This is a genomic window from Vibrio sp. 1874 (assembly GCF_033344395.1).
GTDB classification, from domain to species: domain Bacteria; phylum Pseudomonadota; class Gammaproteobacteria; order Enterobacterales; family Vibrionaceae; genus Vibrio; species Vibrio alginolyticus.
This window is the reverse complement of the sequence record NZ_JAWPOR010000010.1, coordinates 125,052-150,926: the sequence shown is the minus strand read 5'-3', so window position 1 is coordinate 150,926 and position 25,875 is coordinate 125,052. Positions and strand designations below refer to the sequence as shown.

21 protein-coding genes are annotated in these 25,875 nt (G+C 40.8%); 9 read left to right on the top strand and 12 right to left on the bottom strand.

Annotation, left to right across the window (positions count from 1 at the left end; all coding sequences use genetic code 11):
• Window positions 1–8: 8 nt before the first annotated feature.
• Complete coding sequence (locus tag R8N46_RS17480; RefSeq protein WP_250156743.1) at window positions 9–1,082, bottom strand: permease; 1,074 nt, start codon at window positions 1,080–1,082, stop codon at window positions 9–11.
• 337 nt (window positions 1,083–1,419) lie between these two features.
• Here R8N46_RS17480 and R8N46_RS17475 point away from each other — a divergent pair, with 337 nt between their 5' ends.
• The gene (locus tag R8N46_RS17475) at window positions 1,420–2,412 is read left to right on the top strand and encodes a zinc-binding dehydrogenase (protein WP_104975339.1); all 993 of its coding nucleotides are present in this window, start codon (window positions 1,420–1,422) and stop codon (window positions 2,410–2,412) included.
• Between the two features lie 147 nt (window positions 2,413–2,559).
• Here the strand turns inward: R8N46_RS17475 and R8N46_RS17470 are convergent, their stop codons facing one another.
• The 4 genes from R8N46_RS17470 to R8N46_RS17455 all read right to left on the bottom strand — a co-directional run bounded on the left by R8N46_RS17470 (window position 2,560) and on the right by R8N46_RS17455 (window position 6,359).
• Window positions 2,560–3,462, bottom strand: coding sequence for a homocysteine S-methyltransferase family protein (locus R8N46_RS17470; protein WP_033906141.1), 903 nt, complete (start codon window positions 3,460–3,462; stop codon window positions 2,560–2,562).
• 276 nt (window positions 3,463–3,738) lie between these two features.
• Window positions 3,739–4,473 carry an amino acid ABC transporter ATP-binding protein gene (locus R8N46_RS17465; protein ID WP_005377326.1) on the bottom strand — a complete coding sequence of 245 codons (735 nt, stop codon included), beginning with the start codon at window positions 4,471–4,473 and terminating at the stop codon, window positions 3,739–3,741.
• A gap of 14 nt (window positions 4,474–4,487) precedes the next feature.
• Window positions 4,488–5,435, bottom strand: a complete 948-nt coding sequence (locus R8N46_RS17460) for an amino acid ABC transporter permease (protein ID WP_318098484.1) — start codon at window positions 5,433–5,435, stop codon at window positions 4,488–4,490.
• Window positions 5,436–5,570: 135 nt separating this feature from the next.
• Complete coding sequence (locus tag R8N46_RS17455; RefSeq protein WP_115386014.1) at window positions 5,571–6,359, bottom strand: transporter substrate-binding domain-containing protein; 789 nt, start codon at window positions 6,357–6,359, stop codon at window positions 5,571–5,573.
• Between the two features lie 461 nt (window positions 6,360–6,820).
• Between R8N46_RS17455 and R8N46_RS17450 the strand changes: the two genes are divergently transcribed.
• Complete coding sequence (locus tag R8N46_RS17450) at window positions 6,821–7,165, top strand: DUF3316 domain-containing protein (protein WP_005377323.1); 345 nt, start codon at window positions 6,821–6,823, stop codon at window positions 7,163–7,165.
• A gap of 610 nt (window positions 7,166–7,775) precedes the next feature.
• Here R8N46_RS17450 and R8N46_RS17445 read toward each other — a convergent pair.
• The gene (locus tag R8N46_RS17445) at window positions 7,776–8,750 is read right to left on the bottom strand and encodes a porin (RefSeq protein ID WP_025768142.1); all 975 of its coding nucleotides are present in this window, start codon (window positions 8,748–8,750) and stop codon (window positions 7,776–7,778) included.
• A gap of 140 nt (window positions 8,751–8,890) precedes the next feature.
• On the bottom strand, window positions 8,891–9,814 hold the full coding sequence (locus tag R8N46_RS17440; protein WP_005377321.1) for a LysR family transcriptional regulator: 924 nt from the start codon (window positions 9,812–9,814) through the stop codon (window positions 8,891–8,893).
• Window positions 9,815–10,192: 378 nt separating this feature from the next.
• Between R8N46_RS17440 and R8N46_RS17435 the strand changes: the two genes are divergently transcribed.
• The 3 genes from R8N46_RS17435 (at window position 10,193) to R8N46_RS17425 (ending at window position 15,590) form a co-directional block, all read left to right on the top strand.
• Window positions 10,193–11,362, top strand: coding sequence for an efflux RND transporter periplasmic adaptor subunit (locus R8N46_RS17435; RefSeq protein ID WP_025768141.1), 1,170 nt, complete (start codon window positions 10,193–10,195; stop codon window positions 11,360–11,362).
• A gap of 12 nt (window positions 11,363–11,374) precedes the next feature.
• Window positions 11,375–14,515 (top strand): efflux RND transporter permease subunit, encoded by a 3,141-nt coding sequence (locus R8N46_RS17430; RefSeq protein WP_025768140.1) that lies wholly within the window; start codon window positions 11,375–11,377, stop codon window positions 14,513–14,515.
• A gap of 145 nt (window positions 14,516–14,660) precedes the next feature.
• Window positions 14,661–15,590: a LysR family transcriptional regulator gene (locus R8N46_RS17425; RefSeq protein ID WP_025768139.1), complete on the top strand. Its 930-nt coding sequence runs from the start codon at window positions 14,661–14,663 to the stop codon at window positions 15,588–15,590.
• A gap of 1,231 nt (window positions 15,591–16,821) precedes the next feature.
• Here R8N46_RS17425 and R8N46_RS17420 read toward each other — a convergent pair.
• On the bottom strand, window positions 16,822–17,721 hold the full coding sequence (locus R8N46_RS17420; protein WP_033906147.1) for a LysR family transcriptional regulator: 900 nt from the start codon (window positions 17,719–17,721) through the stop codon (window positions 16,822–16,824).
• A gap of 112 nt (window positions 17,722–17,833) precedes the next feature.
• Between R8N46_RS17420 and eamB the strand changes: the two genes are divergently transcribed.
• The 3 genes from eamB to queC all read left to right on the top strand — a co-directional run bounded on the left by eamB (window position 17,834) and on the right by queC (window position 19,788).
• Window positions 17,834–18,418: a cysteine/O-acetylserine transporter gene (gene eamB / locus R8N46_RS17415; protein WP_115386016.1), complete on the top strand. Its 585-nt coding sequence runs from the start codon at window positions 17,834–17,836 to the stop codon at window positions 18,416–18,418.
• A gap of 307 nt (window positions 18,419–18,725) precedes the next feature.
• The gene (locus tag R8N46_RS17410; protein WP_005388200.1) at window positions 18,726–19,064 is read left to right on the top strand and encodes a helix-turn-helix domain-containing protein; all 339 of its coding nucleotides are present in this window, start codon (window positions 18,726–18,728) and stop codon (window positions 19,062–19,064) included.
• A 67-nt stretch (window positions 19,065–19,131) separates the two neighbouring features.
• Window positions 19,132–19,788 (top strand): 7-cyano-7-deazaguanine synthase QueC, encoded by a 657-nt coding sequence (gene queC / locus R8N46_RS17405; protein WP_005377298.1) that lies wholly within the window; start codon window positions 19,132–19,134, stop codon window positions 19,786–19,788.
• A gap of 310 nt (window positions 19,789–20,098) precedes the next feature.
• Here queC and queE read toward each other — a convergent pair whose 3' ends face one another.
• Window positions 20,099–20,749 (bottom strand): 7-carboxy-7-deazaguanine synthase QueE, encoded by a 651-nt coding sequence (gene queE / locus R8N46_RS17400; protein ID WP_053307054.1) that lies wholly within the window; start codon window positions 20,747–20,749, stop codon window positions 20,099–20,101.
• Between the two features lie 216 nt (window positions 20,750–20,965).
• Here queE and R8N46_RS17395 point away from each other — a divergent pair, with 216 nt between their 5' ends.
• Window positions 20,966–21,775, top strand: a complete 810-nt coding sequence (locus R8N46_RS17395) for a Cof-type HAD-IIB family hydrolase (RefSeq protein WP_005377294.1) — start codon at window positions 20,966–20,968, stop codon at window positions 21,773–21,775.
• A 160-nt stretch (window positions 21,776–21,935) separates the two neighbouring features.
• Here the strand turns inward: R8N46_RS17395 and R8N46_RS17390 are convergent, their stop codons facing one another.
• From R8N46_RS17390 to R8N46_RS17380, 3 genes are all read right to left on the bottom strand, one after another.
• On the bottom strand, window positions 21,936–23,381 hold the full coding sequence (locus R8N46_RS17390) for a bifunctional NUDIX hydrolase/phosphatase PAP2 family protein (protein WP_005377292.1): 1,446 nt from the start codon (window positions 23,379–23,381) through the stop codon (window positions 21,936–21,938).
• 385 nt (window positions 23,382–23,766) lie between these two features.
• On the bottom strand, window positions 23,767–25,098 hold the full coding sequence (locus tag R8N46_RS17385) for a trypsin-like serine protease (protein WP_213972514.1): 1,332 nt from the start codon (window positions 25,096–25,098) through the stop codon (window positions 23,767–23,769).
• 191 nt (window positions 25,099–25,289) lie between these two features.
• Window positions 25,290–25,769: a GNAT family N-acetyltransferase gene (locus R8N46_RS17380; protein WP_005377290.1), complete on the bottom strand. Its 480-nt coding sequence runs from the start codon at window positions 25,767–25,769 to the stop codon at window positions 25,290–25,292.
• Window positions 25,770–25,875: the final 106 nt, after the last annotated feature.

The following is a 25,875-nucleotide window of genomic DNA, read 5'->3' as shown; positions in this document are numbered from 1 at the left end:
GGTTATTTTTATAAAAAAGCCCAGGTATATAAGTAACCCGCTCCCATGGCCATCGTTAAGATAACGATTAGGAAGGCAGCAATCATCTGGTTCTTAAAAATTGATTTCAACAAAATTACTTCTGTAAGACTTGCGCCAGCACTACCAATAATAAGCGCCATAACAGATCCAAGAGCCATACCTTTTTGTACTAGTGCCGCGCTAAGTGGAATGACCGCCTCTGCACGGATGTACAATGGAATACCAATGATTGCTGCGACCGGAATCGCGTACCACTTCGCTTCACCAGCGAACTCCGCAATGAACTCCGTCGGGATGAAGCCATAGATAAATGAACCAATCGCAATGCCCATCATGAGATAAGGGAACACTTGCTTAAAGTCTTTCCAAGTTGATTGCCAAATACGTACCCAGCGGCTAGGCTCTTTCTCTTCCACGACTGTCGCTGTTGCACTACCGTCTGATGAACAGCAGGACACTTCCACTTTAGGTTCAGGTTTTGGTGCATCACCACAACAAGATGTTTTCGCCGCAACTGGCGTAGGTTCATTGCAGGCGCTGGTACTACAGCTTGATGCTGGTCTCGCTTCTTCTTTTTTCTTGCTTGAATCGCCACAAGAAGTACCGCACGAAGAAGAACCTACCGCTTGATATGCTTCTGGTTTGACGTAACGCTCAAACCCTAGTTTTTCAAGTACATAACCTGCTACCACTGATACTGACATCGCAATAGCAAAGTAAAATACCGCAACTTTCCAACCAAAAGTCACCACAAACAAGGCAATAATCACTGGGTTAAGCAACGGGCTTGCAAATAGGAACACCATCATAGGTCCAAAACCTGCTCTTGCACGCAACAAGCCTTTTAAGAAAGGAATGGTCGAACACGAACAGAAAGGCGTAATCGAACCTAGCAACGCAGCAATGAAGTAACCTTTACCCTTTTTCGAGCTGAGAATAGATTGAATTTTTTCTGGCGTTAGAAAATCTTGCAACACACCGACAATGTAGCTAATTGCCAGAAATAAGATGATAAGTTCGGTTGCTAGAAACGCAAACATATCCAGCGCTTCTTTAGCCATAGTTATAATTTCTGTATTCACATTTACTCTCCTCGTCATTTTCGCTAACGAGCTTACCTGATAGATAAGCTTTTATTTCGATGATTCTAGAATCACAAAACAAAAGATCAACAAAATATTTCCATAAAAATGGAATAATAAGACTAGTCAATACTTATCAAAAAGTTACATGTCGTTAGCTATGCAGACTGGTTGTCGATGATAATTTCAGAGCATCTCGAATCCTTTTTATCAAACATAACCTAAAATTATCAAAATAAGAAAAAACCATAATTATTGCAGCACCACGCTCTGAGCTAGTATGACTTTCGACCATTCTTAATAATAAGGAAAACCTATGAGAGCGATAACTTACCAACGAGATAAAGATACTTTCTCTTTATCCGAATTACCTACACCAAAACTAGAAACCCAATTTGATGTATTGGTTAAAGTTAACGCTGTTGGTTTGAACCCTGTCGATGCAAAAATTCATTATTGGTCAGACATGGTCACTAACATGGATAACAATTTTGTTGGCGGGTTAGACGTATCAGGAGAAATAGTCTCTGTAGGCGATGCGGTCGTTGATTGGAAGGTTGGCGATAAAGTGTTGTATCACGGAAACATGAGACGCCATCACGGAGGATTCGCTGAATTTGCAATCCATGATTCAAGAACGCTTATAAAACACCCTCAGGTTCCGGTTGAAGTAGCAGCATCTACACCTTGCGCAGCCTGGACCGCATATCGCGCTTTGGTAGACAAGCTCGATATTTCAAATCGAAGCAGCATTTTTATCGCCGGAGGTGCTGGCGGCGTTGGAAGCTTTGCTATTCAGTTAGCAAAGACATTTGGTGTTGAACAGATCATTGCTACTAGTTCAGAAGCTAATCACGCATATTTGTCCTCGTTAGGAGCAACCCATACGATTGATTATCATCATGAAGATGTAGTTCAACGAGTAATGGACATTACCGGAAATCATGGCGTTGAGGTTGCACTCGATTGTGTAGGCGGTGATAACGACCGAATTGCAGCCTCGGTATTAACCTTTGAGGGAGAAATGGTGGAGCTCGTCAAGACTGTCGACCCTTCTCAATATCCAGATGCCTTCTTAAAAGGCTTGGGCTTCCACCAAATAAGTTTGGGCTCTGGTCATGTCTTTGGCGAGAGAGGGTTTGCAAGTATCGTTAATGCCGGAAAGGAAGTGTCTGAGCTATTAGAAAATGGAGAATTGGAAGTACCGAAACTGAAGATCATCGGCTTAGAGGATGTAGGTAACGCACTCTTGGACATGCGAAATCAGAGAACAGTTGGAAAGATTGTCGTTAATCTGAACCAAAAATAATTAATAAAGATCTCGAGGAAAACTGGCAAAGTAATGAGCAAGTTAAAGCATCTTGTTACTTTGCCAGATATGAAAGACCTTTATTTTGCCTATAACGATGAATGAAAAACAAAACCTCTTGCCATACTTCCCTGCGCTTCACCAAAATTAAGCGTTTTCGAGAGTGTCTCTCCAAGTCGCTAGCAATTTAATATGACGTGGTTCAATCCCACAGCAACCACCAATAATGCTCGCTCCCTGCGCATGCCACTTTTTAGCATACTCAAGATATTCAGTCGGAGAGAAATGACGAACTTCCTGAATGGTCTCGTTGGCTTGGTGCGCTTGCTTTATCGGAGCAAAGCTATTTGCGAAAACACCTATCGTCAATTCTCTACCTGACTCACACAATACTGCTTGTGTATCAATGATCGCTTGCTCGACAACTTCAGGAATAGAGCAATTGAAAAAGATACCTGAAACATTTGTTTTCAACAGCGTATTAACCGCGACTTTAAGAGATTCCCCTGAGCGAAGGCGAGGCAAAGAGTTAGGCTCGTCCATTAAGGTGAAAGCAATATAATTGGGCTTATCTGTTTTGGCTAAAATTATTGATAGAACTTCAACTTCAGCGAGGCTAGACACGGTCTCAGCTAACCAAATATCAACATATTGATCTTGAGCTTCAAATAACTCAGAAGCCACTTCCAGTGCCCTTTTCGGCTCGAATAATTCAGGCCTGTAAGACCCCATTACAGGAGGAAGAGACCCCGCAACGAGCACTCTATCGTTAGAGCTGGTGACTACATCTCTGGCAATTTTAGCTGCAGATTTTGCTAACTCAGTCCCCCGTTTTGCATAGAGTTCCTCGCCTAAGTGAAATGGAACACATGCATAACTGTTGACAGTGATAATCTCTGCGCCAGCGTCTATGAAATTCTCATGTGCCATTTTTACATATTGTGGTGATTCAATTAGCGCTTGTGCACTCCAAAGCGGCTGAGAAAAAGGGGCGCCAATACGTTTTAACTCTCGCCCCATGCCACCATCTAAAATTGTTACTTTCTTCATTTAGACATCCATACCGCCAAACATCCATAAGCTCTATTCAAACACAATTTTTATCAATTCAAAATGAAATTGTTATGTTTAAAGTGAACAAAAACTTAATGGCTGATTAAACACTCTAGTATTTACCAGACCTTTCATTCGGACCAAGATAATGTTATCGCCATTAACTTAGAGTAAAAAGCCCATTATCTATGTCTCTCGGCGAGGCGGGCGTTACGAGCCACAATAGTGCATGAAGTGATTGAGGGACTAACCCTCAATCAAATTTTCTTTTTATTATAAGACCTTAGATAAAAACTTCTGTAATCTAGGATTGGAGGGGTTATCAAAAAATCGCTCAGGAGAGTCAGAAACCAAAAGCTCACCATCTTCCATAAACAACACCCTATCAGCGACCTCTTTTGCGAAACCCATTTCATGAGTAACCACGACCATGGTCATTCCGTCCTTGGCCAAATCTTTCATCACATCAAGAACTTCTCCAACCATTTCAGGGTCTAGTGCTGATGTGGGTTCATCAAACAACATAATGTTGGGCTTCATTGCTAACGCACGAGCGATTGCGACGCGCTGCTGCTGTCCGCCTGATAAATGATTAGGATAATTATCCATTCTCTCCGACAGACCAACTTTATAAAGCAAATCTTTTGCTTCTTTCTTCACCGATTCAGGGTCACGTTTAGAAACCTTTAAAGGTGCTAACATGACGTTCTCTATCGCCGTTTTATGTGGAAAAAGGTTGAAGCCTTGAAATACCATGCCCACATCAGCGCGTAGTTTATTGATATCCGTAGATTTGTGGTACATATCGATACCATCTACGATAATAGACCCACTATTTATTGTCTCTAATTGATTGATCGTCCGTAAGAATGTTGACTTACCAGAACCTGACGGTCCTACGATGACAATCACTTCCCCTTTTTCTACATTTACCGATACGTCCTTGAGCGCATGGCAGCCATTAGGGTAAATTTTATTAATTGTTTTTGCTGAAATAATGTATTCCATTAATGACTCCACCATTAATCACTTGCTGCCAATTTCTTTTCTAACGTTTGTATTGCCCAAGATAAGGTACTAGTCAGAAGCAAATAAAGGGCCGCTACGGTAAACCAAACTTCAAATGGGGCAAAACTACCACTTACGACTTCCCTGCCCGCTTTTGTCAGATCAGTAATCGAAATCACGGAGACAAGTGAGGAATCTTTTATCAGGTTGATAAACTGCCCGGCTAAGGGAGGTAATGTCTGCTTAAACGCTTGAGGTAAAATGACATAAATCATCGCTTTGGGATAATTCATTCCTAGTGAACGCGCCGCTTCCATTTGTCCTCTTGGGATTGACTGGATTCCTGACCGCACAATTTCTGCGACATAAGCGGCGGTAAACACGGAGAGCGCTATCACTCCCGCAGTAAAACGCTCAAGGTCAAGCACAGTACCAATAAAGAAGTAAACGATAAAAATCTGTACTAAAAGAGGCGTTCCACGAATGACCTCGACATACACAAGCGCCAGCTTTTTTAATGCCGGATTGCTGGATATACGCATTAGTCCGACAACTAAGCCCAACGCTAGAGCAATGATAAGTGACCAGAGCGAGATTTTAATGGTCGTCACAACACCATCTAAAATTGGGCCAGAGCGCCACTCTTTTATAGTTGCTAAGGTATCTCCTTCAAAAATAAGATCACCTTCATAGACGTCCACAGACTTATATTGGCTTAGTTCAAGAACAATATCACCATGAATACTCTCCAGAGCCAGTTGGTTATTCTCGTCGAGAATGATGTTCCCATCGACAGGCGCGGTAATGGATGAAGCAGCGTTAGTGGCAATATAAGGAAGGACACGCTCCCAATTCCAGCTGTAATCGATTCGCTTACCTGACAGATAGACAAGACCGCAAATTGATAGCAAAACAAGAACAAAAACAGCGTTCCACAATTGGGATTTAAAGTTATTTTGCATGTGATTCCGAGAATGACTTTGATTAAAGTTGGTTGGGTATTTGAATAAAGAAAAGCGTTAGCTTCACAGCACGAACCGTTTGGTTGGCGATGAACCGAGCCAGAAGCTAACCGCTCCTCTACAATAACAAAATGATTACTTAACTTGCTTTAACCATTTATCGTCGTTAAACCACTTATCGTAAATGCGATCGTAAGTTCCATCGCCCTTAATTTGACGTAAATAGTTGTTTAAGAAGTTAAGCGTATCTGGATTTCCTTGCGGCACAGCCCAACCCAAAGGCTCGTAAGTAAACGGTTTAGCCAAGTGCATTAACTGCCCTTTGTTTTCCGCCACATAAATAGAGTTGTAAGGAAAGTCATAAACAAACGCATCTACCTTTCCGTTGGCAACCTCAAGTACCGCTTCAGACTGGGTTTCGTATAGATTTATCTTAGCTTTCGGAAGGTATCGTTTTACCGCTTGCTCACCCGTTGTCCCAAGCTTAGTTGCAACAACATATTCTGGACTATTGAGATCACGGTAACTAGACACTTTACCTTCATGTTTGAGATCTACGAGAATGGATTGGCCAATAACCACATAGGGATCAGCGAAATTCACCTGAGTATTTCGCATAGGTGTGATCGTCATCCCGCCCATAATCATGTGACACTTACCAGTCAACAGTGTTGGGATAATGCCATCCCATGAAGTGTTTACCGGCACAAACTTAACATCCATGGCACGCGCCATTTGTTTACCCAAATCGATATCAAACCCGATGTACTGCCCATTTTTTGCTGTCATTTCAAAAGGCATATACCCAGAATCAAAGCAGACTTTTAGCTCCCCTGTACTTTTGATGTCGTCTAAAATTGAGTCTGCATTAACCGTCGTCGAAACAGCTAACCCCAGTGCAGCAAAACACAATAACTTTTTCATGGATATTCCTTTATCATTTGTTGTAAAGTTTTTTTATACACGACAATAGAATAAAAAACCACAAATAATGACTTTTTAATCACTAGAATTTGTAGAATCGTCACTAAGACGGAAGATCTGAATGAAAATCTATACCAAGGCATTGCAATTGAATTGCATGCATTAAGTGATTAAGTTGTAGGCAGGTCACTATAACGACAACAAACATACGCTTTGACTGAATAGTCAGCGTTTCCGAAAGTGGTTTAATTATTAACGAAACCATACAGATATTCGCTTTTTCACATTGACCGTAATGTCAAAAGTGCTTGAGTTTTATTGTTGACAATTCTTCCATAGTCAATGGTCACAAATGTGATGTACAGCACATTTCTATAATGGCACTATCACCTTTGTCGAGAGATATTAACAAGGATTCGTTGGACATCTTGACTTTGTAATACAAATAAAAAGGTGACTATATGAAAAAACTAATGACGCTCTCATCACTATTATTATTCAGTTTATCTGCTACTGCTGGTATTCATGTCGAACACTCTACAAACAAAGTTGTTCTCAATGACTTTACGACAAAAGATGCCGCTTATAGCTCTGCGTTTGATCTTGTCGATGAATACCAAACGCTATCAAAACATGAACTTAGAAATCGTCTAAACATCATTGGAAGCGGTTTCCCTCGTGATATTGCAATCGATGATAGTAAGGTGAGAGTTGAAGAATACGCACTTAACCGTGATGAAGTTAAATATCGTGCAATCATAAACTTCGATTATCACTTCAGAACAAGTGACGGCGGTAAAAACTAAAAAATCATCTGCACCTTTACTTTCTTAGAGCCCTTCCTATTTTAAGAAAGTAAAGGTGTCTAATCACATTGAAACGACGGCTTTTCATAAATCGCTCTCTCCTTACATAAACAGTATCAATCCCTACCTCTATCGTTTACATAAAAATAATTTTTCCAATCTTCATTGAGATACATTTCGTCGTTTGGCGCTTTATCATTCACTTGGTTCGCCATATGGATTCCACATCACTTAAATGAAAAAGACCCTTGAAATTGAGTTCACTTTTTTATGAAGATTAACTCAACCTAAGATTGACAATTGTCGTTATATTTTTCTCGTTTATAGCAATATATAAAAAACTCTTTTTGTTTTAATTAACCATAAGACGTAAAAATAAAAAAAGGCAACAAGATACTTCTTGTTGCCAAAGAAAAAAATCATCATTCAAAAAATATGAAAATGAAAACTAGCAGTGGACTAGCTAACAAAACAATTATATCCAAAACACTTTAACAAGTAACGATCAATATAATCCATTATATATGGATGAAAATCAGCACTTATAAAATTACACCGATAAATAAAAAAGCCTGAAAATAGTTTCAGGCTTTTTATATTTATTAATTTTTTAGAATGAATATCTCGCAGCTATTGCAAGAATATCGTCTTCATTGTCTACATCTGTAATTCTGTATTCTGCTAGTGCTTTAAAATTAGAAGTCAAATCGTACTCTGCACCTAGTGAGTAGTAATCGACGACGTCTTCATCATCACGCTCTAGATTGTTATAGCCAACAAGTGCCCAAAGCTTATCTGTTATTTCATAAGTGGCAACTGCTTCAATACCGGTGTAATCAATATTACTTTCAGAACCATCTTTAGCCCAGTTTTCACCATCACTGTATAAAACAGAGGCATAAAACTTGTCGTATTCAAATGCAATAGCACCCGTTAGCAGCTCTGCATCTTCTGCACCCGATTGCCCTTCACCTTCGTTGTAACCAAGCGCAACTTTGAAGCCATATGGCAACTTGTAGTCCGCCGCCGCACCATAAGAGGCTGCATCTGTTGACACTTCATCGTTTTCAGCCTGATAGCTAACATGAATATTCAAACCTTCATAGCTTGTCGTTAGCTTAAATACTGAATCGGAGCGACCGGTACCATATAGATCCGCACTTACGCCAGCAGCTTCATTACCAAACTCCGGGAAAATATCCGTGTAGTCAGATACTAAAGTGACCGCACCGTATTGACGTCCATAACTTACTGTTCCGTAATCTGCACCAACTCCTACATAGCCTTTTCGGATATCAAATTCATCATCTTCAATCCCATCAGCATCTCTGCGATTAGACTTAAATTCCAACTCATATAAGCCGAAGGCATAAAGATCTTCATTTATTTTAGACTCACCTGCAAGTCCTACACGAATGTAGCTATTATCTCCGTCTGCATTTTTATCATCAGAGAAATAATACATCCCTTGCGCTCGGCCATGAATATTTAATACTGATTCTTGATCTTCATAAACTACGGCTGAATTTGCAGCACTTGCAGAAAAAAGTGCAGCGATTGCGATCGACGTTCTTGTCATTTTCATTTAATTACCACTACTTGTGTTGTTTGAATCGAGTGAAATTATGAACAGTGGCAATTATTTTTAAAGTGCAAATTCAACCATATTCTATGGATAAATATAAACAAGCCCTCAATCTAAAACATTATGTCCTAGTACTCATATTAGTTGAGATAATCCATCCAAACAGGAGGCGTCCCTATTATTTTTTGAACAGTATCAATGAACAGTTTGGCTAATGGTTGTTGATTTCGGTGAGTATACATTGCATATATTTCCCCTATTGCGGGAAGATTATAATCAGGAAGCAACTGTACAAGATCTTGTTTACTCAAACTCTCCTGAAGAAAGAACTGCCCAATTAAAGCATACCCTAAATCAGATTTTACGGCATCGAGCATTAACTCAGTTTCATTAACGAAGTACTGCCCATTGATATTATACGTTCTAACGTCGCTTGATGACTGGCTTGGCGCTATACGTAGCTTATCCGCCTTAAAGTTAGCATTAGAGTATATTACTGCTGGCATTTTTATAAGCTCTTCTGGAGAGCTCGGGGTTCCATACTTGTCAATAAAACTCTTCGATGCAACCAGTGCCATATTATTACTTGCCAACTTACGTACTATCATGTTGGACTCTCGGATTGGTCCGATACGAAACACAACATCAAAACCTTCGTGGATAACATCGACTCGATTATCATCGAGCAGCAGCTCTACAGTAATGTTTGGGTACTGTTTTATAAACTCTTTAACTGCCTGATTTAAGTATGCTCTGCCAAAGAAAGTGGAGCTTGATATTTTCAAGTTACCCTTCGGTTCATCCTGAAATGTAGCAGCAATACTACGAGTTTCGGTTAGAACCTCTCTTACTTTCTTGGCTTGCGCCACCATCTCAACACCTGCATTGGTCAGGGATAGCGAACGCGTGGAACGGTTTAACAGCCGTAAGCCCAATTCATCCTCTAGCTTTTTGATCTGTTTTGACAAAGCTGAACGATCTATATGATTTCTGTCAGCAGCCTTAGCAAAAGTTCCGTATTCAGAGACATCCAGTAGTAATTCAAGTTGGCTTGCGAGATCCACTGCACAATTCCTTATTTAGTTTTTATTCTTTATGTGATGGGAAATGGATTTTACAAAATTAATTTCAATTTTTTATGGTTCAAATTGCATCAGTGAATTGCAAATAATGCACGAATTAAAAACGCTTTAATTTTCGTCGCTATCTTTAGCTTCTGTTTAGTTATTCCTATCTATTATGGCTTATTACATTTAACAATACTCCACGTCTTTAAAACCCTAAACTGACCTTTTTCAAACCAAAAAGTGAGCATTTTGACCAATATTTAATCGTGCATTTTTATCACTACTCTATGTTCGCTGAGGGCCTATTTACCCATAGGTACAATGAATACAATGCCGTTCCTTTTAGTATGAACAGAATCATTTAGGGCGCGACAAATGTTAAAGAAAGTTTTCGGCATTGGCCTTTTATCCGTTTTAGCTGCTTGTGCAGACGAAGAGATAACCAAACAACCTAATACTCCCTTACCTACGATAGACGTCTCCAAAGTCATCTATGAGCCCGTTCAATCGTGGTTCACCTTTACAACAAGGCTTCAAGCCCCAGAGAAAGTTTCTTTAATGCCACGCGTTTCCGGAGTTATTGAAACGGTAGAATTCAAAGACGGACAGAGTGTCAACAAAGGTGACTTACTCGTCACTCTTGATGATCGAACCTTCAAAGCTCAGGTCTCACGACTTGAAGCGCAAGTTAAGAGTGCTCGAGCTGCGCTAGAGCAAGCAGCAAACGAACAAAAGAGAGCCGCCCAACTGGTTAAGCGAAAAGCCATCTCAGCGGAACAAGCAGAGGCCCGAGATACCGCAGTAAAGCAACGCTCTGCAGAACTAATGGCCTTGCGTGCTCAGTTAGAATCCGCAAAGTTAGATCTTGAGTTTACGAAGATATATGCCCCTATTAGCGGCACTATTTCAAGAGCATTCATTACTAAAGGAAACAATGTAAACGCAAATCAAAGCGTTATATCAAACATTGTCTCTAACGATCAGGTATATGCATACTTTGATGTCGATGAGCGAACTTGGAACCGTTACTTCTCGACAATCAATGCCGACTCTAACTTACCAACTCGTCTTGAACTATCTGGACAAAATGGGCAGGTGTTTTTTGGACGCGTTGACTTTGTCGACAACTCCATCAACGAAAACACCGGTACTTTGCAGGTTCGAGCGGTATTCGATGCAACAAAATCAAACTTAAAAGTGGGATCGTTTGGCCGAGTTCAGATATCAACAACCAAACCAGTTGAACGAGTTCTCGTTCCAGAGCGTTCTATTGGCACAGATCTAGAAAACCGCTTTGTATTAACACTCAATGAAGAGAATACGTTGCAATACAGCATCGTAACCTTAGGCGAACGTTACGGAACATTTCGTGCTATCGAGAATGGCTTGAACGCCGACTCAATTATTGCGGTAAATGGCCCAGCAAAAGTTGGCCCAAATAGCAAAGTCACACCAAAAAATGTCACGCTAGATATTAGCAATACTTCATTGATTATGGCTTCAAACTCAACATCGTTGCCAAACAAACGTTTAGCTCAAGACTAAGAAGACAACCGAATGAAATTTGCACACTTTTTTATTCAAAGACCCATATTTGCCTCTATGTTATCGCTATTGATATTAATAGTAGGCGCAATTTCACTTTTGCAGTTGCCTGTGAGTGAATATCCAGAGGTTGTCCCTCCTACAGTAGTAGTTACAGCAAACTATCCTGGTGCGAACCCAAAAGTAATCGCAGAAACAGTTGCTACGCCTCTGGAGCAAGAAATTAATGGTACAGAAAACATGTTATATATGTTTTCACAGGCAACCAGTGACGGCAGAATGACATTGACCGTAACCTTTGCTTTAGGTACGGACTTGGACAAAGCTCAGGTTCAAATTCAAAATCGCGTCACTACAGCTTTGCCCCGGTTACCAGAAGCCGTCCAACGGTTAGGAGTTGTTGCCGAAAAAGCCTCTCCTGATCTCACCATGGTTGTGCATATATATTCTCCAGATTCTAGCCGTGAAGTCAGTTATTTAGCTAACTACGCTAATTTAAACTTGAAAGATGAGATAGCTCGGCTCGGAGGCGTTGGTGATGTGCGCCTTTTCGGTGGTGACGAGTACTCAATGCGCTTGTGGTTAAATCCAGATGAGCTCGCTTCTAGAAATCTAACCGTAATGGACGTTGTCTCCGCCGTCCGATCTCAAAACCAACAGGTGGCAGCAGGCTCATTAGGTGCGCAACCAGCCGCTAATGAAAACCAATTCCAAGTTTTGTTGAACGTAAAAGGCCGCTTGGAGAATATTGATGAATTCAACGACATTGTAGTAAAAGTTGACGAAACAGGGGCTTTGACACGTCTTAAAGACGTTGCACGCGTAGAGCTAGGTCAAAACTCTTATGCACTGCGCGCCTTGTTAAATGGTAAACCAGCGGTGGCGATGCCCGTATTCCAGCGCCCTGGTGCTAATGCTATTGAGCTATCTAATCAGGTTCGTTCAACCATGGACCGTTTACAAACAGCCTTTCCAGCTGGAGTTTCATATGAAATAGCCTACGACCCGACCGTCTTTGTTCGTGGTTCGATAGACGCGGTGGTTCATACTCTGCTAGAGGCAATTGTACTTGTTGTTGTCGTAGTCATTTTGTTTTTGCAAACATGGCGCGCGTCTATCATCCCTATCATTGCGGTGCCTGTTTCATTAATCGGTACGTTCGCTGTAATGCAAATGCTCGGAGTATCGATTAACACACTTTCGTTGTTTGGACTTGTTCTCGCCATAGGCATCGTCGTCGATGACGCCATTGTCGTCGTCGAAAACGTGGAACGGAACATCCATAATGGCCTTGCACCACTAGAAGCAACGAAACAAGCAATGACCGAAGTTACCGGGCCAATTATTGCAATTGCTTTAGTGTTATGTGCGGTGTTCATCCCGACGACCTTTATTACAGGGTTATCCGGTCAGTTTTATAAGCAGTTCGCACTAACAATTACGATCTCGACGATTATTTCAGCAATTAACTCGTTGACGTTATCGCCTGCTTTATCAGCACTGCTATTACAAGATAAGAACGCAAAACCCGATCGGCTAACCAAGCTATTGGATGCGGTTTTTGGTAAGTATGTTTTTGCGCCATTCAATAGAATTTTTGAGTACAGCTCGAACCAATATCAAGCTCTGGTCAAGAAGCTGATTCGCTTTAGCCTTGTTGTTGTGGTGGTATACATTGCGTTACTCGGGGGAACGGCTTCTCTATTCAAAGCAGTTCCTGGAGGATTCATTCCTCAACAAGATAAGCAGTATTTAGTTGCGATCGCCCAACTTCCAGATGCAGCAAGTTTAGATCGAACAGAGTCCGTTATTAAAGAAATGGAAAACCTCGCGCTGGCAACACCTGGCGTAGCACAAACCATTTCTTTCCCAGGCTTATCGGTCAATGGTTTTACTAACAGTCCGAATAGTGGCATCGTTTTTGTTACGCTTGAGGACTTCGATAAACGAAATGATCCAACTCTCGGAGCAAATGCGATTGTTGCATCTTTGAATAAGAGCTTTTCAATCATTGATGAAGCCTTCGTTGCGATTTTTCCACCACCACCAATCCAAGGACTTGGCTCTACTGGCGGCTTTAAACTTCAAATCGAAGACCGAGCGAACAAGGGGTTTGATGAGCTCTTCAAGCAATTGAACTTGGTAATAAGTGAGGCATCAACAAGACCCGAGCTGATGGGATTATATTCCACATTTCGTATACAAGTGCCGCAGATGGACATCCAAATAGATCGTGAACAAGCGATGCTGCAAGGTGTTCCTCTAGAGCAGGTTTTTGATGCGCTTCAAGTTTATTTAGGATCATTATACGTCAATGACTTCAATATGTTTGGTAGAACATACAAAGTGAATGCCCAGGCAGACATGAACTATCGTCTCGAACCTGACCAAATACTTAACTACAAAGTAAGAAATGCTGCCGGACAAATGGTTCCTCTCGGCGCTGTACTGGAGATCATACCCACGATTGGGCCTGACCGCGTGATGCACTATAACGGCTACCCTAGTGCAGAACTAAACGGCAGTCCTGCTTTTGGTTACAGTTCTGACCAAGCCCAAACGGCTATTGAGGAAGTACTGGATCAAAACCTAGCAGAGGGAATGGTTTATGAATGGACTGATGTAACCTACCAGCAGATTTTGGCTGGTAACACGATGGTGTATATATTCCCACTTGTTGTTTTGTTAGTTTTCATGGTGCTAGCTTCGCAGTACGAGAGTTTAAAACTGCCATTCGCTATCATTTTGATCGTTCCTATGACCATTTTTTCTGCACTAGCAGGTGTTTGGTTCATTGGTGGTGACAACAATATATTCACACAAATTGCTTTGATTGTCCTTGTGGCTCTAGCGTGTAAAAATGCCATCTTGATGGTGGAGTTCGCTAAAGAACTTAAAGACAATGGCCAAGATACCTTATCAGCGATTTTGGAAGCATGTCGTTTACGTCTTCGACCGATTCTAATGACATCAATTGCATTTACCGCTGGTGTTATTCCATTAATGATTGGTACAGGGGCCGGAGCGGAAATGCGACAAGCAATGGGTATTGCTGTATTCTCGGGTATGGTAGGCGTAACGGTATTTGGATTACTACTCACACCTGTTTTTTACATGTTAGTGAGTCGAAACAAAAAACGTCAAACACTATAACCATAATATAAATACTCATTTAAATTCATACTAAAGGGAGCTATTGCTCCCTTTTCTTTTGGTTATTAAGTATATTAATAATTTCTAGACAGAGCAGAAGTTATACATGAAACTAATACGCTAATATCTAACGTGGATAAACATTGTGGATTTAGCAAATAAACTACACCTGCTTTTAGAAGTCTCTAAAGCTGGATCTTTTGCAAAAGCAGCAGATGGGATGAATATCGACCGCTCTGTTTTGTCTAAACACATCAAGCAGTTAGAAGAGCACTTAGGCGTTAGGCTATTAAACAGAACGACTCGCTCTCTTTCATTAACACAAGTCGGCAAGCAAATAGTAGAAAAAGCAGACCAAATATCTCAACTCCTTGATGATACTCAACAAATAGCGGAGAACTTTCAGACTGAGCCTTCAGGGAAAGTACGAATTTCAAGCTCAACATTATTTGGAAAACTCTATCTACAACCTTCGATAGAGAAGTTTTTACATAAGTACCCAAAAGCAAGTGTTGAACTAATGCTAGATGATCTTCATGTAGACGTGATTAGAAGTAATTTTGATATTGCTTTTCGAATCGGACCTATGAGGGATTCATCAATGGTAGCAAGAAAATTAGCAAAAAATACGACTGCAATCATTGCTTCTCGAAATTTAATTGAAAAACATGGTAACCCAGAAACGCCTGATGAGTTAGTTAAGCTACCTTTTATTATTTATTCAAATGGTAATTTTATTGTCGATAAACTTAAATTCTACGACAAAGCAAAATCAGATGGTTTAGATACATACCCAATATCAGGGTCATACATGGTAAATGAAGCTGAGCTAATAATTGAAAGCGTAAAGTCAGGTCTGGGCGCAGCACTTATAGGTCAATTTATGCTCCCTAACAACCTAGAGTCTTCTAATTTAGTTCAACTTTTACCAGAATATGAAACTCAAGATTTTGGTGATATTTATGCCATGTACTCACACCGTCAGCAATCACCATTGGTTAGGGCATTCATTGATATCGTTCAAGAAGAAATTGGCATACCACCAATATGGGAAAAGCATTTCAATAAAAGCTAGGTGATTCTATTTAACCAAAATTAACAGCAAATAAAACATCAAATAAAATCAATAATTTAAAACAGGAAAATTTAAGATTCATAGAAGTTTAATGTTAGGTGAATTAAGTTCCATTCTAAATGGCGCTTAATTCACTAAATATAAAACATTCTTGATTTATAATACTAACAAATCCATCACCTATACAAGTTACGATGTATATTAAAGAAAAACACACCTCGGTCACTAGTTTGTTAGTATATAAAATATCATATCTTATTTTTTTGGTTATTTACACGTTAGCAACGATTTATTTTAGCGTACAAATGGACAAAAGCACATCGGAGAACTCTCTTATAGAAATTACTCAAATAGCATTTGTGCTTTTTTCATCGTTAATGTGTTTGTATAAATCTAAGGAATATCTTGAACTCAAACACATATTAGTAATAATGTCTTCATTTTTTATGGTTATATTCGTTAGAGAAATGGACTACCACATAGAGCAGTATTTCTCTCACGGTTCATGGAAGTACCCTGCTTGGATTATAATAGTATCGGTCTGTTATTTTTGTTTTAACAACATAGTCAACATAAAAAATGAGGTCAAACTTTTCATTTCTCATTCTAGCTTCACGACATTAACGATTGGCTTTTTCATTGTTTTCTTATTCTCACGCTTTGCAGGGTATGGTGATTTTTGGGTCGAGTTTATGGGGAACTCATACAATAGAGACGTGAAAAACTTGGTCGAAGAAAGCTTAGAGTTACTAGGTTACGCGATACTTTTAAACGGTGTTTTACTTATTAAAGTAGAAAACCACTAAGTATAAATAAAAGTTCATAGCTTGTAGTTCAAGCTTTGAACTTTTTTGGCTAAAAAAAGCAGCAAATTATATTTGCTGCAAATGATGAAAAAAACAATATGCGTAAGTTAACTTCCTAGCAATGGATGCGTTAACGAGTTAATAATAACGAACCGTAACAATTAAGTCTCGTTGAAAATAATCCATAAAGAATGGAATTTATTACACTGTTAATTATGTAACCTTATCTAATCTAGTTATCACACGCCGTCGTTTTTATATCTTATCTCTTTCCGTCAATAAATAGCTCTTCGCATCAGATCCCATTTATCATCCCACAACAGTCGGATTCAAAATAAAGCAATAAAAATCAATAAATTAGAAGTAGCCACTTAAAAATAAAAAGGAGTAAAAACGAAACTATGTCAGATAGAACATATTAAAGATCACCGACTCTGAGTAGAAAGCCGTTCATACTCGTTACGCATACAATCAATAAAGACTTCCATCGCCGGCGTCACACACTTCCCAGCATGATAAGCACAGAGTGGCTTGATCATCTGTGAAAACTCGGTGAACTCAAGCTCTTGTAAACTGCCCTCTTGCAACTCTTTTTCAACCGTAAAACGAGGTAAGTAAGAGATACCAATATTACTCTCAACGCAATTTTTGATCGTATTAATACTGCTAAGTTCGATCATGTTGTCGATGCTAATATCACGCTCTTGAATAATGCTCTCAAACATCTGTCGAAAAAGGCACTTAGGGCCATTGCTTATAAACCCTAAATCAATATGTTGCTCTCTCTTCTTTAAATCTAGCCCTTTTAAAAGCGGCGAAGCAACCAATACCAGTGGCTCCTGCTCAAACTCGTGGACCTTGAGCGTATCGTCATTACCTACTCGATAAAACACACCTAAATCAGCTTTATCCGCTATCAACTCATCTCGAATCTGATAGCAATTTTGTGATTGCAGAGAGAGTCTGACATTGGGCGCTCTGATCCTGAACTCTTTTAAAACATTAGCCATCTTATAAGCAAGTTGAGTCTCAGCAACCAGCACTTTCAATTCACCGGTCGGCTCCGAGTTTTCTTGCTGTGCTGTTCCCTCAATATTTTCCATCACTCGCGCCAGTTCATAGACGTAAGGCAGTATCTTTTCTCCTGCTTGAGTCAAAACCATCTTACGCCCTATTTTTTCGAACAGCTGCAAAGACAGATCTTGTTCCAACTGCTTGATTTGAAAGGTGACGGTTGATTGCGTGCAATAAAGCTTCTGTGACGCTTTTAGAAACGATCCTTCTTCAACAATAGCTTTAAAAGTAAGAAAGCGTTTTAGATTCATGACTAGACTCCACAACCAACAGTTCAATAAATTAAAAGTCTAAGTTTTAATTTATTCAATTTTTTAATCAATTGTAGCGAAGTATAGTGCAGTAAAAACAGGAGAGATAGAGATGACCGCCATCTACACCGCATTTTTTACTTACGTAATCATTACTTCAATTACACCAGGGCCAAACAACATTTTATCGCTCAGCATCGCGACGCAATATGGACTAAAACGCTCAACAAAAGTGATTTCGGGGATGTTTTGTGGTTATGTTGTTTTGATGCTACTTTGTGGCGCTTTCACGTATAACATGATCAGCCTCTTGCCCGTGATTACACCTTGGCTAACATGGATTGGAGCAGCTTATATTGTTTGGTTGGCTTGGGGGCTTGCTACGAGTGAGATCAAAACTTCATCGGATAATTCTAAAGGTATCAGTTTCTTAACAGGTTTCGGTTTGCAGTTCGTTAATGTGAAAATCATTCTTTATGGAATTACCTCTATTTCTACGTTCGTACTGCCCCACACTCAGAATATCTACTGGATCTTAGCGACTAGCCTCATTCTTGCTTTGATCGCACTTCTTAGCAACGTAGTTTGGGCCGTTGCAGGAAAGCTACTTCAATCGCATTTCCAGAGATATGGCAAAGTCATCAATATGAGCTTAGCAGCAGCTCTGATCTATTGTGCGACACAGTTATTTACTTAAGTATATAGTTGATCATCAAGAACAATATTGCTCTTCAACTTAGACGACTACGTTTATGGGAAGAGCAAATTCTGCTCTACAAATCGCTGCGGTTTCTCGTGCCTTACTCGCTCCTCCCACTGCTTCATACGGCAGTTTTTGAAGAAGTAGATTCAACGTCACTTAATCAACCTAAAGATACGAAATCTTGTTTAGCTATACATACACGGCCTTGGCGACCTCGGCAATAACTAAGCATTACTTAGTATACACAAATCAGAAAAACTAAGATAATCTTAGTCATCCAAGTCCTTCGTATGAACATTAAGTGTTGTTTAATAATCCACTCCCAGCTCGCCTTAAGCATGCGCGTAAACAAGCGAATCTGTCCCAAAAAGCACTGGGCATCCGTATCGGCATGGATGATAGTTCTGCAAGTGCAAGGATGAATCAATACGAAAGGGAGCGCCATACTCCCGACGTAAAAACGCTCAAACTTATCGCAGATGAGCTAAACGTGCCTCTAAACTATTTTTTTTGTGAAGATGAAATCACCGCTGAACTTGCTGTGAATCTCCACAAGCTGTCAAATGATGACAAGCAAAGAGTGCTTGAGAGCACAGCCCAGCTGATTGCGGACGCAATCGCCACGAAGTCGAGTACGTAATTGGGATTAAACGCCTAAGAATACGTATCAATACCAAAGAATCAAAGAGCATAACTAAGGGTTCAACATGGCTACAACAAAAGCACTTGTGGTTTTTTCCGGTGGGCAGGACTCTACGACCTGCTTAATCGATGCATTAAATACATATGATGAAGTTCATGCTATAACGTTTGATTATGGCCAGCGTCATTCAGATGAAATAGATATCGCTATCGAATTAGGTAAGCAACTTAACATCAAAAGCCACAAAGTCCTGGATGTAAAATCAATTAATGAGTTAGCGATAAGCTCGCTGACAAGAGACAACATTCCGGTATCTAATGACTTAAGCGACGCTAACGTACCCAATACATTCGTTCCAGGGAGAAACATTCTCTTTCTTACTTACGCATGTATCCATGCTTACCAGCTTGGCATTCAAGACATCATTACGGGAGTCTGCGAAACAGACTTTAGTGGTTACCCTGACTGCCGAGACAACTTTATTCGCTCTCTAAATCTCTCTTGCAATTTAGGTATGGATAAAGCCTTCAACATTAAGACTCCTTTAATGTGGCTTACTAAAGCCGAGACCTGGGCTCTAGCTGATAAGCACAATATGTTGGAGTTTGTCCAAAACAATACTTTAACATGTTACAACGGAATCGTTGGTAAAGGCTGTGGTGAATGCCCAGCGTGCCTACTGCGACAAAGCGGCTTAGAAGAATACTTAGCGAGCAAATAGTCTTTGTTAGCGGTAATAGCGCTGGGATAAAACCTTTTGCGTTAGCTTCTAAACGTTTTATCTCAGCGTGAAACTCCAGCCAACAGAGCTTCATTTTGATGCCGCCAGATTGGTGGCATCAATTAAATGCGAAACGATTGTCGAACCAAAGATAGCACCACACCACAGCAGCCAACACTGCTTAGCTTTTACAACGCTATAAATTGTTTAGATACATCGACAATGATTCCATAGCAAAGCTACCAACTGCATTACTCGCGAAACCGGGATTAGATAGAAAAGCCACTTCGAATGATGACGAGCCTCTCGTCTAAGCAATACTCAAATATTTATGAGTTTGAACAGACAAACGCCAATTGCGGGCAATACACGTATCAATACACAATTGCGTAGCACGAAGCTTCTGGCTAATTGGTTGTAGTGCAATGATAGTCTCAGCCGCTACGTTCGCATTTGCTAAAAGCTCATCAAGGTGGTCGATGTCTTTCTGGGTGCCGACTGGATGCTTAATCTCATTTGCCCGCTCTAATGCGCTATTAAGCACTGGTAATTTACCTTTCATTGCTACTTTTGGTGACACTGTCACCCACGTATTTTCTGAAGTAATCACTTCTGATGTGCCACTGGTTTCAATTTGGCATTGGCACCCCATATCTTCAAACGCCTTTGTTAAAGGGCGCAGATCATAAATACAAGGCTCTCCACCAGTAATCACGATATGCTTAGCATTAAAGCCTTGCTGTTGATATTGCTCTACGATGTTCTCGGCAGATGCAACACACCACGTCGGAGAATCTTCCGTTTTCACCAGAATATCGCCTATTTGACGTTGATCATTCTCATCTGCATACCACGTTTGTTTGGTATCGCACCATGAGCAACCAACCGGACACTCTTGAAGCCGAACAAAAACAGCAGGGACTCCAGTGAAAACCCCTTCCCCTTGGATGGTTTCAAACATCTCATTTAGCTTATACAACGCAGAACTCACTCAACTCATAACATTTCGAGGCGAAGACCATAATGGACACGCGTGTCTAGGTCAATTTAAACCAAAAATTAATTGTTAAAATAGACCATTTTGTAGTTTCATAGCGTAATGAATATAGGTTTCTGGTTAACGTTAAACCAAGCCTTATTCACTGACAGCTCCCAAAAAACTTTAAGGTAAGAAATGATGTATAAACTGATCGCACTAGATATGGATGGCACGCTACTCAATAGTGATAAAGCCATTTCTGAAGAAAACAAACAAGCGATCGCAAGAGCTCGAGAAGCAGGCGTTACTGTCGTTCTCGCTTCTGGTCGCCCATTAGAAGGAATGCAAGACAAGCTCGACGAACTGAATATCCATTCCGATCGAGATTTTGTTCTTTACTATAACGGTTCGATGGTCAAGAACGTAGGCACAAACGACATCATCCACCAGCAAATCATAGATGGTAAAGCTGCAAAATTGGTGGCGCGAAAAGCCGAAGAGCTAGGTGCGTACGTCCATGCTTTTAGTCAAGTTCATGGTTTAATCACCAACGAGCACAACTCTTACACCGATATTGAAGCAAAGATAAATGGCTTAAATGTCACCGAGATGAACTTCGAATCACTAGAAGACGATCATCCAATCATCAAAGCTATGATGGTTGCAGAGCCAAGCAAACTAACAGAAGTTATAGCAGCACTGCCAGCTGAAATGCGCGAAGCGTTTACGGTTGTTCAAAGCGCTCCGTTTTTCCTTGAGTTTCTTAACCCTGCGAGCAACAAAGGTATTGGTGTTGCCGCAATTGCCGAGTATCTGGGAATTAAACCGGAAGAAGTTATCTGTATGGGTGACGCAGAAAATGACCACCACATGCTGAAATACGCTGGCCTTGGTATCGCGATGGCAAATGCAATGGAAGAAACCAAGCAAATCGCTGACTACATTACGGCAAGTAATGATGAGCACGGTGTCGCTAAAGCTATAGAAAAGTTCGTGCTCAATGCATAGCCCTTTCCGCCATGTCTGTTGCGTTAAGCTTCTTACGTTTAACACCCCTAGCCGTCCAAGATAGGCAAGCGGCGTTTTTCGTGGACTAAACGTGTAAAAGCCTTGCTGTAATGCAAGGCTTTGTTTTTACTCAAATACTAATAGATAACAAATACAGCCATCAATCTAGCAACGTTTTGCTCGGTTGGTTTTCACAAGTCAGCTTCCTTGCAAGCAGCATAAATAACAACATTAATAATGGATAATGTAACGTCGACAAGACTAATGACCACAAACCGCTAAACGATACGATAATAGCCGAGTACAAATAGAGTTGATCAACAAGCAACAATGCCAGCGTTACAAAGATCATCTGCCGAGTATCTAAATGTGCTTTCGACTCTTTAAATGTCATGACCAACGCTGATGCAGTGATTAAAATTGCTAGCCAGCGACCAAACACAGGTAATGGCCAGATGACGGAGATGACCGCTGTTGCCGCAGTCATAATGAACCAGACGCCTTTTGAGCTTAGAACTTGATCAACGTTCACATCTTGATTTGTTTCCAGTCGAAGAACATGCCAAGCCACCAAGCTGCCTAACAGCGCGCCAAATAACATATCTAAAATAAAGGCACTGCCGAGGAAAAACTTACCTAACACCACAGTAAGAGTGATGAACACGAAGACTGCCGTTGTTCCATTCAAACCAAAATACTGGGTTCTATGAAACAAGAACGTCAGCACACAAAACCACACAGCGATAGGCAAGCTAGGAAAACTAAAGCCAAAGCTGTGCGTTAACTCCATCATTGGTATATAGACATGTGGGCGCGGTAGCGAAAAGCCTTGTTGAGCGACAAGCACCATAAGCGACGTTGCACTAATTGCGAAAAAGAGTCGGTACACAAACCGGCTACCAAAGCGCATCATGGCAAAAGGAAATAGAAAGAGTAGTACCGTCGGTTCTGTCAGATCTATAACGAGTTTCGAGATCTGACTAGCTACCTCGTAACTCGTTTCTGACAACGCCCCTACCCAACTCTGTAAATCTATCAGCCACGCCAATTCAACCTGACGAAATGAAGGCGCGGATTCGATCAACTGAGTCACATAAGATACTGATTGCTTGGTAGCTTGATCAAAAAACTGAGTGGCTTGTGGCCATTGCTCAGGATAACGATATAAAGATGATGGTAATTCAGATGGGCTAAGCAACATCGCTGACGCAACTTCTACTCCATAATGAGGGGCAAACCAAATAGGCAGTTCATTTCCACCTAAAGAATTATTCATAGAAAAAGCGATAATGTCAGAGTCTGATATACAGTCGTAAAAAACCGCAGTGTCCGTTCTGCCAAGCTCCTCTCCAACCGTAACCACTATACCGGTTTCTTCCCACGTTTCTCGTTGAGCAGCAACTTGTGGAGACTCACCATCAATAATGGTTCCGCCAGGTAGAGAAATCTTATCCGTTAATACTTCATGAACTAACACTAACTTGTCATCAGCGCGAACAATACAGAGCGCTCCTTTAACTTCGCTCGCAGTGGCTTTAGCCGTAGAGATCGGTGAAACAGGTAACAAAATAAAACAAAGGATGAGTAATAACAGCTGTCTCAACACAAAATATGACCTTAAATAAACATAATGATAACCAATGAATCATGGCAGTTAATCTTATCTTTTTCGACAAAAATTAAGTAACGAGTTATGCCAAACTGAGTTGATCGCGTAAAACCTGATCTCAACGCTCACTGGAGAATAATTTAATGCAAACCTGACAAAAATCAGACAAAACATAAAATGTTGATCGCAATTCTGCCAGTTATATAAAGATAACGTCAGGACAAAGTCATACACATTTTGTGGGTTCTCATAGTTGACACAATAAAAAAGGGCTTATTATTCGCAAACAATAAACCCTAGTTATGATAACTATGTACTGATCGTTGAAACCAAGAATGAATCTTATCTCATGGTCAACGAATCAAGTTCACTGGCCCGATAGTTAGTTAGACGTGCAATTCGCATCGCCTACTTTTTGCCAAACACCCCAAGGCCCTGAGTCTGCTGGATTATCACCTTGAGTCCACCACTGCGCTTGCCAAACTTTACCATTCCAAGTAACCGTATCTCCTTTGAGATACACTAAGCTGGCTTGCCATACAGTTTTACAGCTATCTGTGGGAGGCGTTGTCACCGTTTTCGCTTGAGCGGATACTAACGCTTGGTATTGTGTGCTGGTCTTATCAACGTTGAAGTTCAAAGCCACTCTTGCTTCTCCGCTCTGAGTAGCACCAAATTCAACATCAACACGACAACTTGCATTCATTGCTAACGTCGCCTGAGAGCACTGATCATTGGCAATAACAGCTGCATCAGTAACACCCGAAGCAAACGCGCGAACATTTTCCACAGTGAACGTGGTGTTCCCTGAATTCTGGATAACAAAGCTATGTTGCTGTAACTCCCCAACATTAAATGATGCCAGTGTCTGTTCGGTGGTGTATCCAACAGAAACATTTTCTTTTTGTGGTGTTGCTGTTCCGATAACACCATCGACAAAATTGCGCATAGCAGCGATATCGCTATAAACCCCATACATACCAGGACGAGCACAACCTATTCCCCAACTGACCACACCAAGTTGAGTAATTACACCACTGCGATTAATAACGATTGGACCACCACTATCTCCCTGACAAGAATCTATCCCACCTTGAGGAATACCCGCACAGAATGACACTTCTCCAACCGTTGTGTAGTTGCCACCGGCTTGACGGCAAGTCATATCCGACACAAGTGGGACGTCAACCTCCTGCAATCGAGACGGAGAGCTTTCTCCTTCAGAAGTTCGCCCTAAGCCAGCAACACTAAGCCAATCTCCGATGCTCGCGTATTGCGTTAGACTACCATTCGCAATCTCAACTGAAGAAACACCTTGAGGCACAGAGTCGAGCTTCAATACCGCGAGGTCATGAGAAAGCGTCGCGCGGCGATATGCCGGGTGCATATGGATCTCACTGACGTTTGCACGAACACCATCACTACCGTTATAAACAACGCCACCGATTTTAACCGCAATCTGACTCGGAGAATCACCCTCAACACAATGTGCAGCAGTCAGGACGTAACCATTCCCGATATAACTGGCCCCACAATACGATCGGTTACCATAACGACTAACAATTTGGGTGTAGAATTTCCAGTCACGTGGGTCGGCAGTTACTCCGCCTACGATCTGGGGTTGGATAGTGTGATTTTGCGTCTGAGACAAATCATCAGCACTTGCGAACATTGGCAAAACGGCTAAAGCAAGTAACGATTTTGTTAGTTTCAAAATATTGTCCTCTTGTTTTTGTAAGCACGATCCTCGTGCTACTAATAAACAAGCAGACAAAAACGCCGATACCAATGTGGGTGCATATCAATTTGTTAACATTGCGAGCAACTTATAGAGAAAAGTCTATTGACGAACTGAATGATTTCAATTCGATAGAACCTAAATCACAATATTAAAGTTAAATACGATTATTCGTTCAGCGGTTTTCTTAAATAGTGGATATGATGTGCAAATCCTTGTTTTTCATACAAAGATATTGCGCCCTGGTTAAAATGCCATACTTCAACAAACATCTGTTTTGCACCGTAATCAGAGAACGTTGACTCAATTTTATTAATCAATGCCTGCGCCGTACCTTGTTTTCGATATTCAGGCAGCACATAGAGCTCATCCACACTTCCCATCATAACTGGCTGGCTGACGGTAGAAATAAGTTCACAGAAGTGACCAGAGATAAAGCCAATAATTTCATCTCCTTGTTTTGCTACGTAAACAAGGCACTCAGGGTCGTCAATATATCGAGCAATGCTTTTTTCTTGTTCTATCTCCTCTGCCGTTTTGAAAAGCTCAGGAGATTGAAGATGATGCTCATCATGAAGCTCGAACATAAGATCGTTGAGCAACTCTAGGTCGCTAAAACACGCAGGTTTAATCGCAAACGTGGTCATACAAAGGGTCACTAAAAACGGAATGGCTGTAGTTTGTGAGGAAAACGTCGTATTGGCAAGTCACAAATGCTTTCACGATACGTTTGTACTGTTTGAACAACAAAAA

Coding starts and splice junctions, on each gene's coding strand:
- R8N46_RS17480 (WP_250156743.1), bottom strand. CDS start 1,082: ATGGCTAAAGAAGCGCTGGATATGTTTGCGTTTCTAGCAACCGAACTT.
- R8N46_RS17475 (WP_104975339.1), top strand. CDS start 1,420: ATGAGAGCGATAACTTACCAACGAGATAAAGATACTTTCTCTTTATCC.
- R8N46_RS17470 (WP_033906141.1), bottom strand. CDS start 3,462: ATGAAGAAAGTAACAATTTTAGATGGTGGCATGGGGCGAGAGTTAAAA.
- R8N46_RS17465 (WP_005377326.1), bottom strand. CDS start 4,473: ATGGAATACATTATTTCAGCAAAAACAATTAATAAAATTTACCCTAAT.
- R8N46_RS17460 (WP_318098484.1), bottom strand. CDS start 5,435: ATGCAAAATAACTTTAAATCCCAATTGTGGAACGCTGTTTTTGTTCTT.
- R8N46_RS17455 (WP_115386014.1), bottom strand. CDS start 6,359: ATGAAAAAGTTATTGTGTTTTGCTGCACTGGGGTTAGCTGTTTCGACG.
- R8N46_RS17450 (WP_005377323.1), top strand. CDS start 6,821: ATGAAAAAACTAATGACGCTCTCATCACTATTATTATTCAGTTTATCT.
- R8N46_RS17445 (WP_025768142.1), bottom strand. CDS start 8,750: ATGAAAATGACAAGAACGTCGATCGCAATCGCTGCACTTTTTTCTGCA.
- R8N46_RS17435 (WP_025768141.1), top strand. CDS start 10,193: ATGTTAAAGAAAGTTTTCGGCATTGGCCTTTTATCCGTTTTAGCTGCT.
- R8N46_RS17430 (WP_025768140.1), top strand. CDS start 11,375: ATGAAATTTGCACACTTTTTTATTCAAAGACCCATATTTGCCTCTATG.
- R8N46_RS17420 (WP_033906147.1), bottom strand. CDS start 17,721: ATGAATCTAAAACGCTTTCTTACTTTTAAAGCTATTGTTGAAGAAGGA.
- eamB (WP_115386016.1), top strand. CDS start 17,834: ATGACCGCCATCTACACCGCATTTTTTACTTACGTAATCATTACTTCA.
- queC (WP_005377298.1), top strand. CDS start 19,132: ATGGCTACAACAAAAGCACTTGTGGTTTTTTCCGGTGGGCAGGACTCT.
- queE (WP_053307054.1), bottom strand. CDS start 20,749: ATGTTTGAAACCATCCAAGGGGAAGGGGTTTTCACTGGAGTCCCTGCT.
- R8N46_RS17395 (WP_005377294.1), top strand. CDS start 20,966: ATGTATAAACTGATCGCACTAGATATGGATGGCACGCTACTCAATAGT.
- R8N46_RS17380 (WP_005377290.1), bottom strand. CDS start 25,769: ATGACCACGTTTGCGATTAAACCTGCGTGTTTTAGCGACCTAGAGTTG.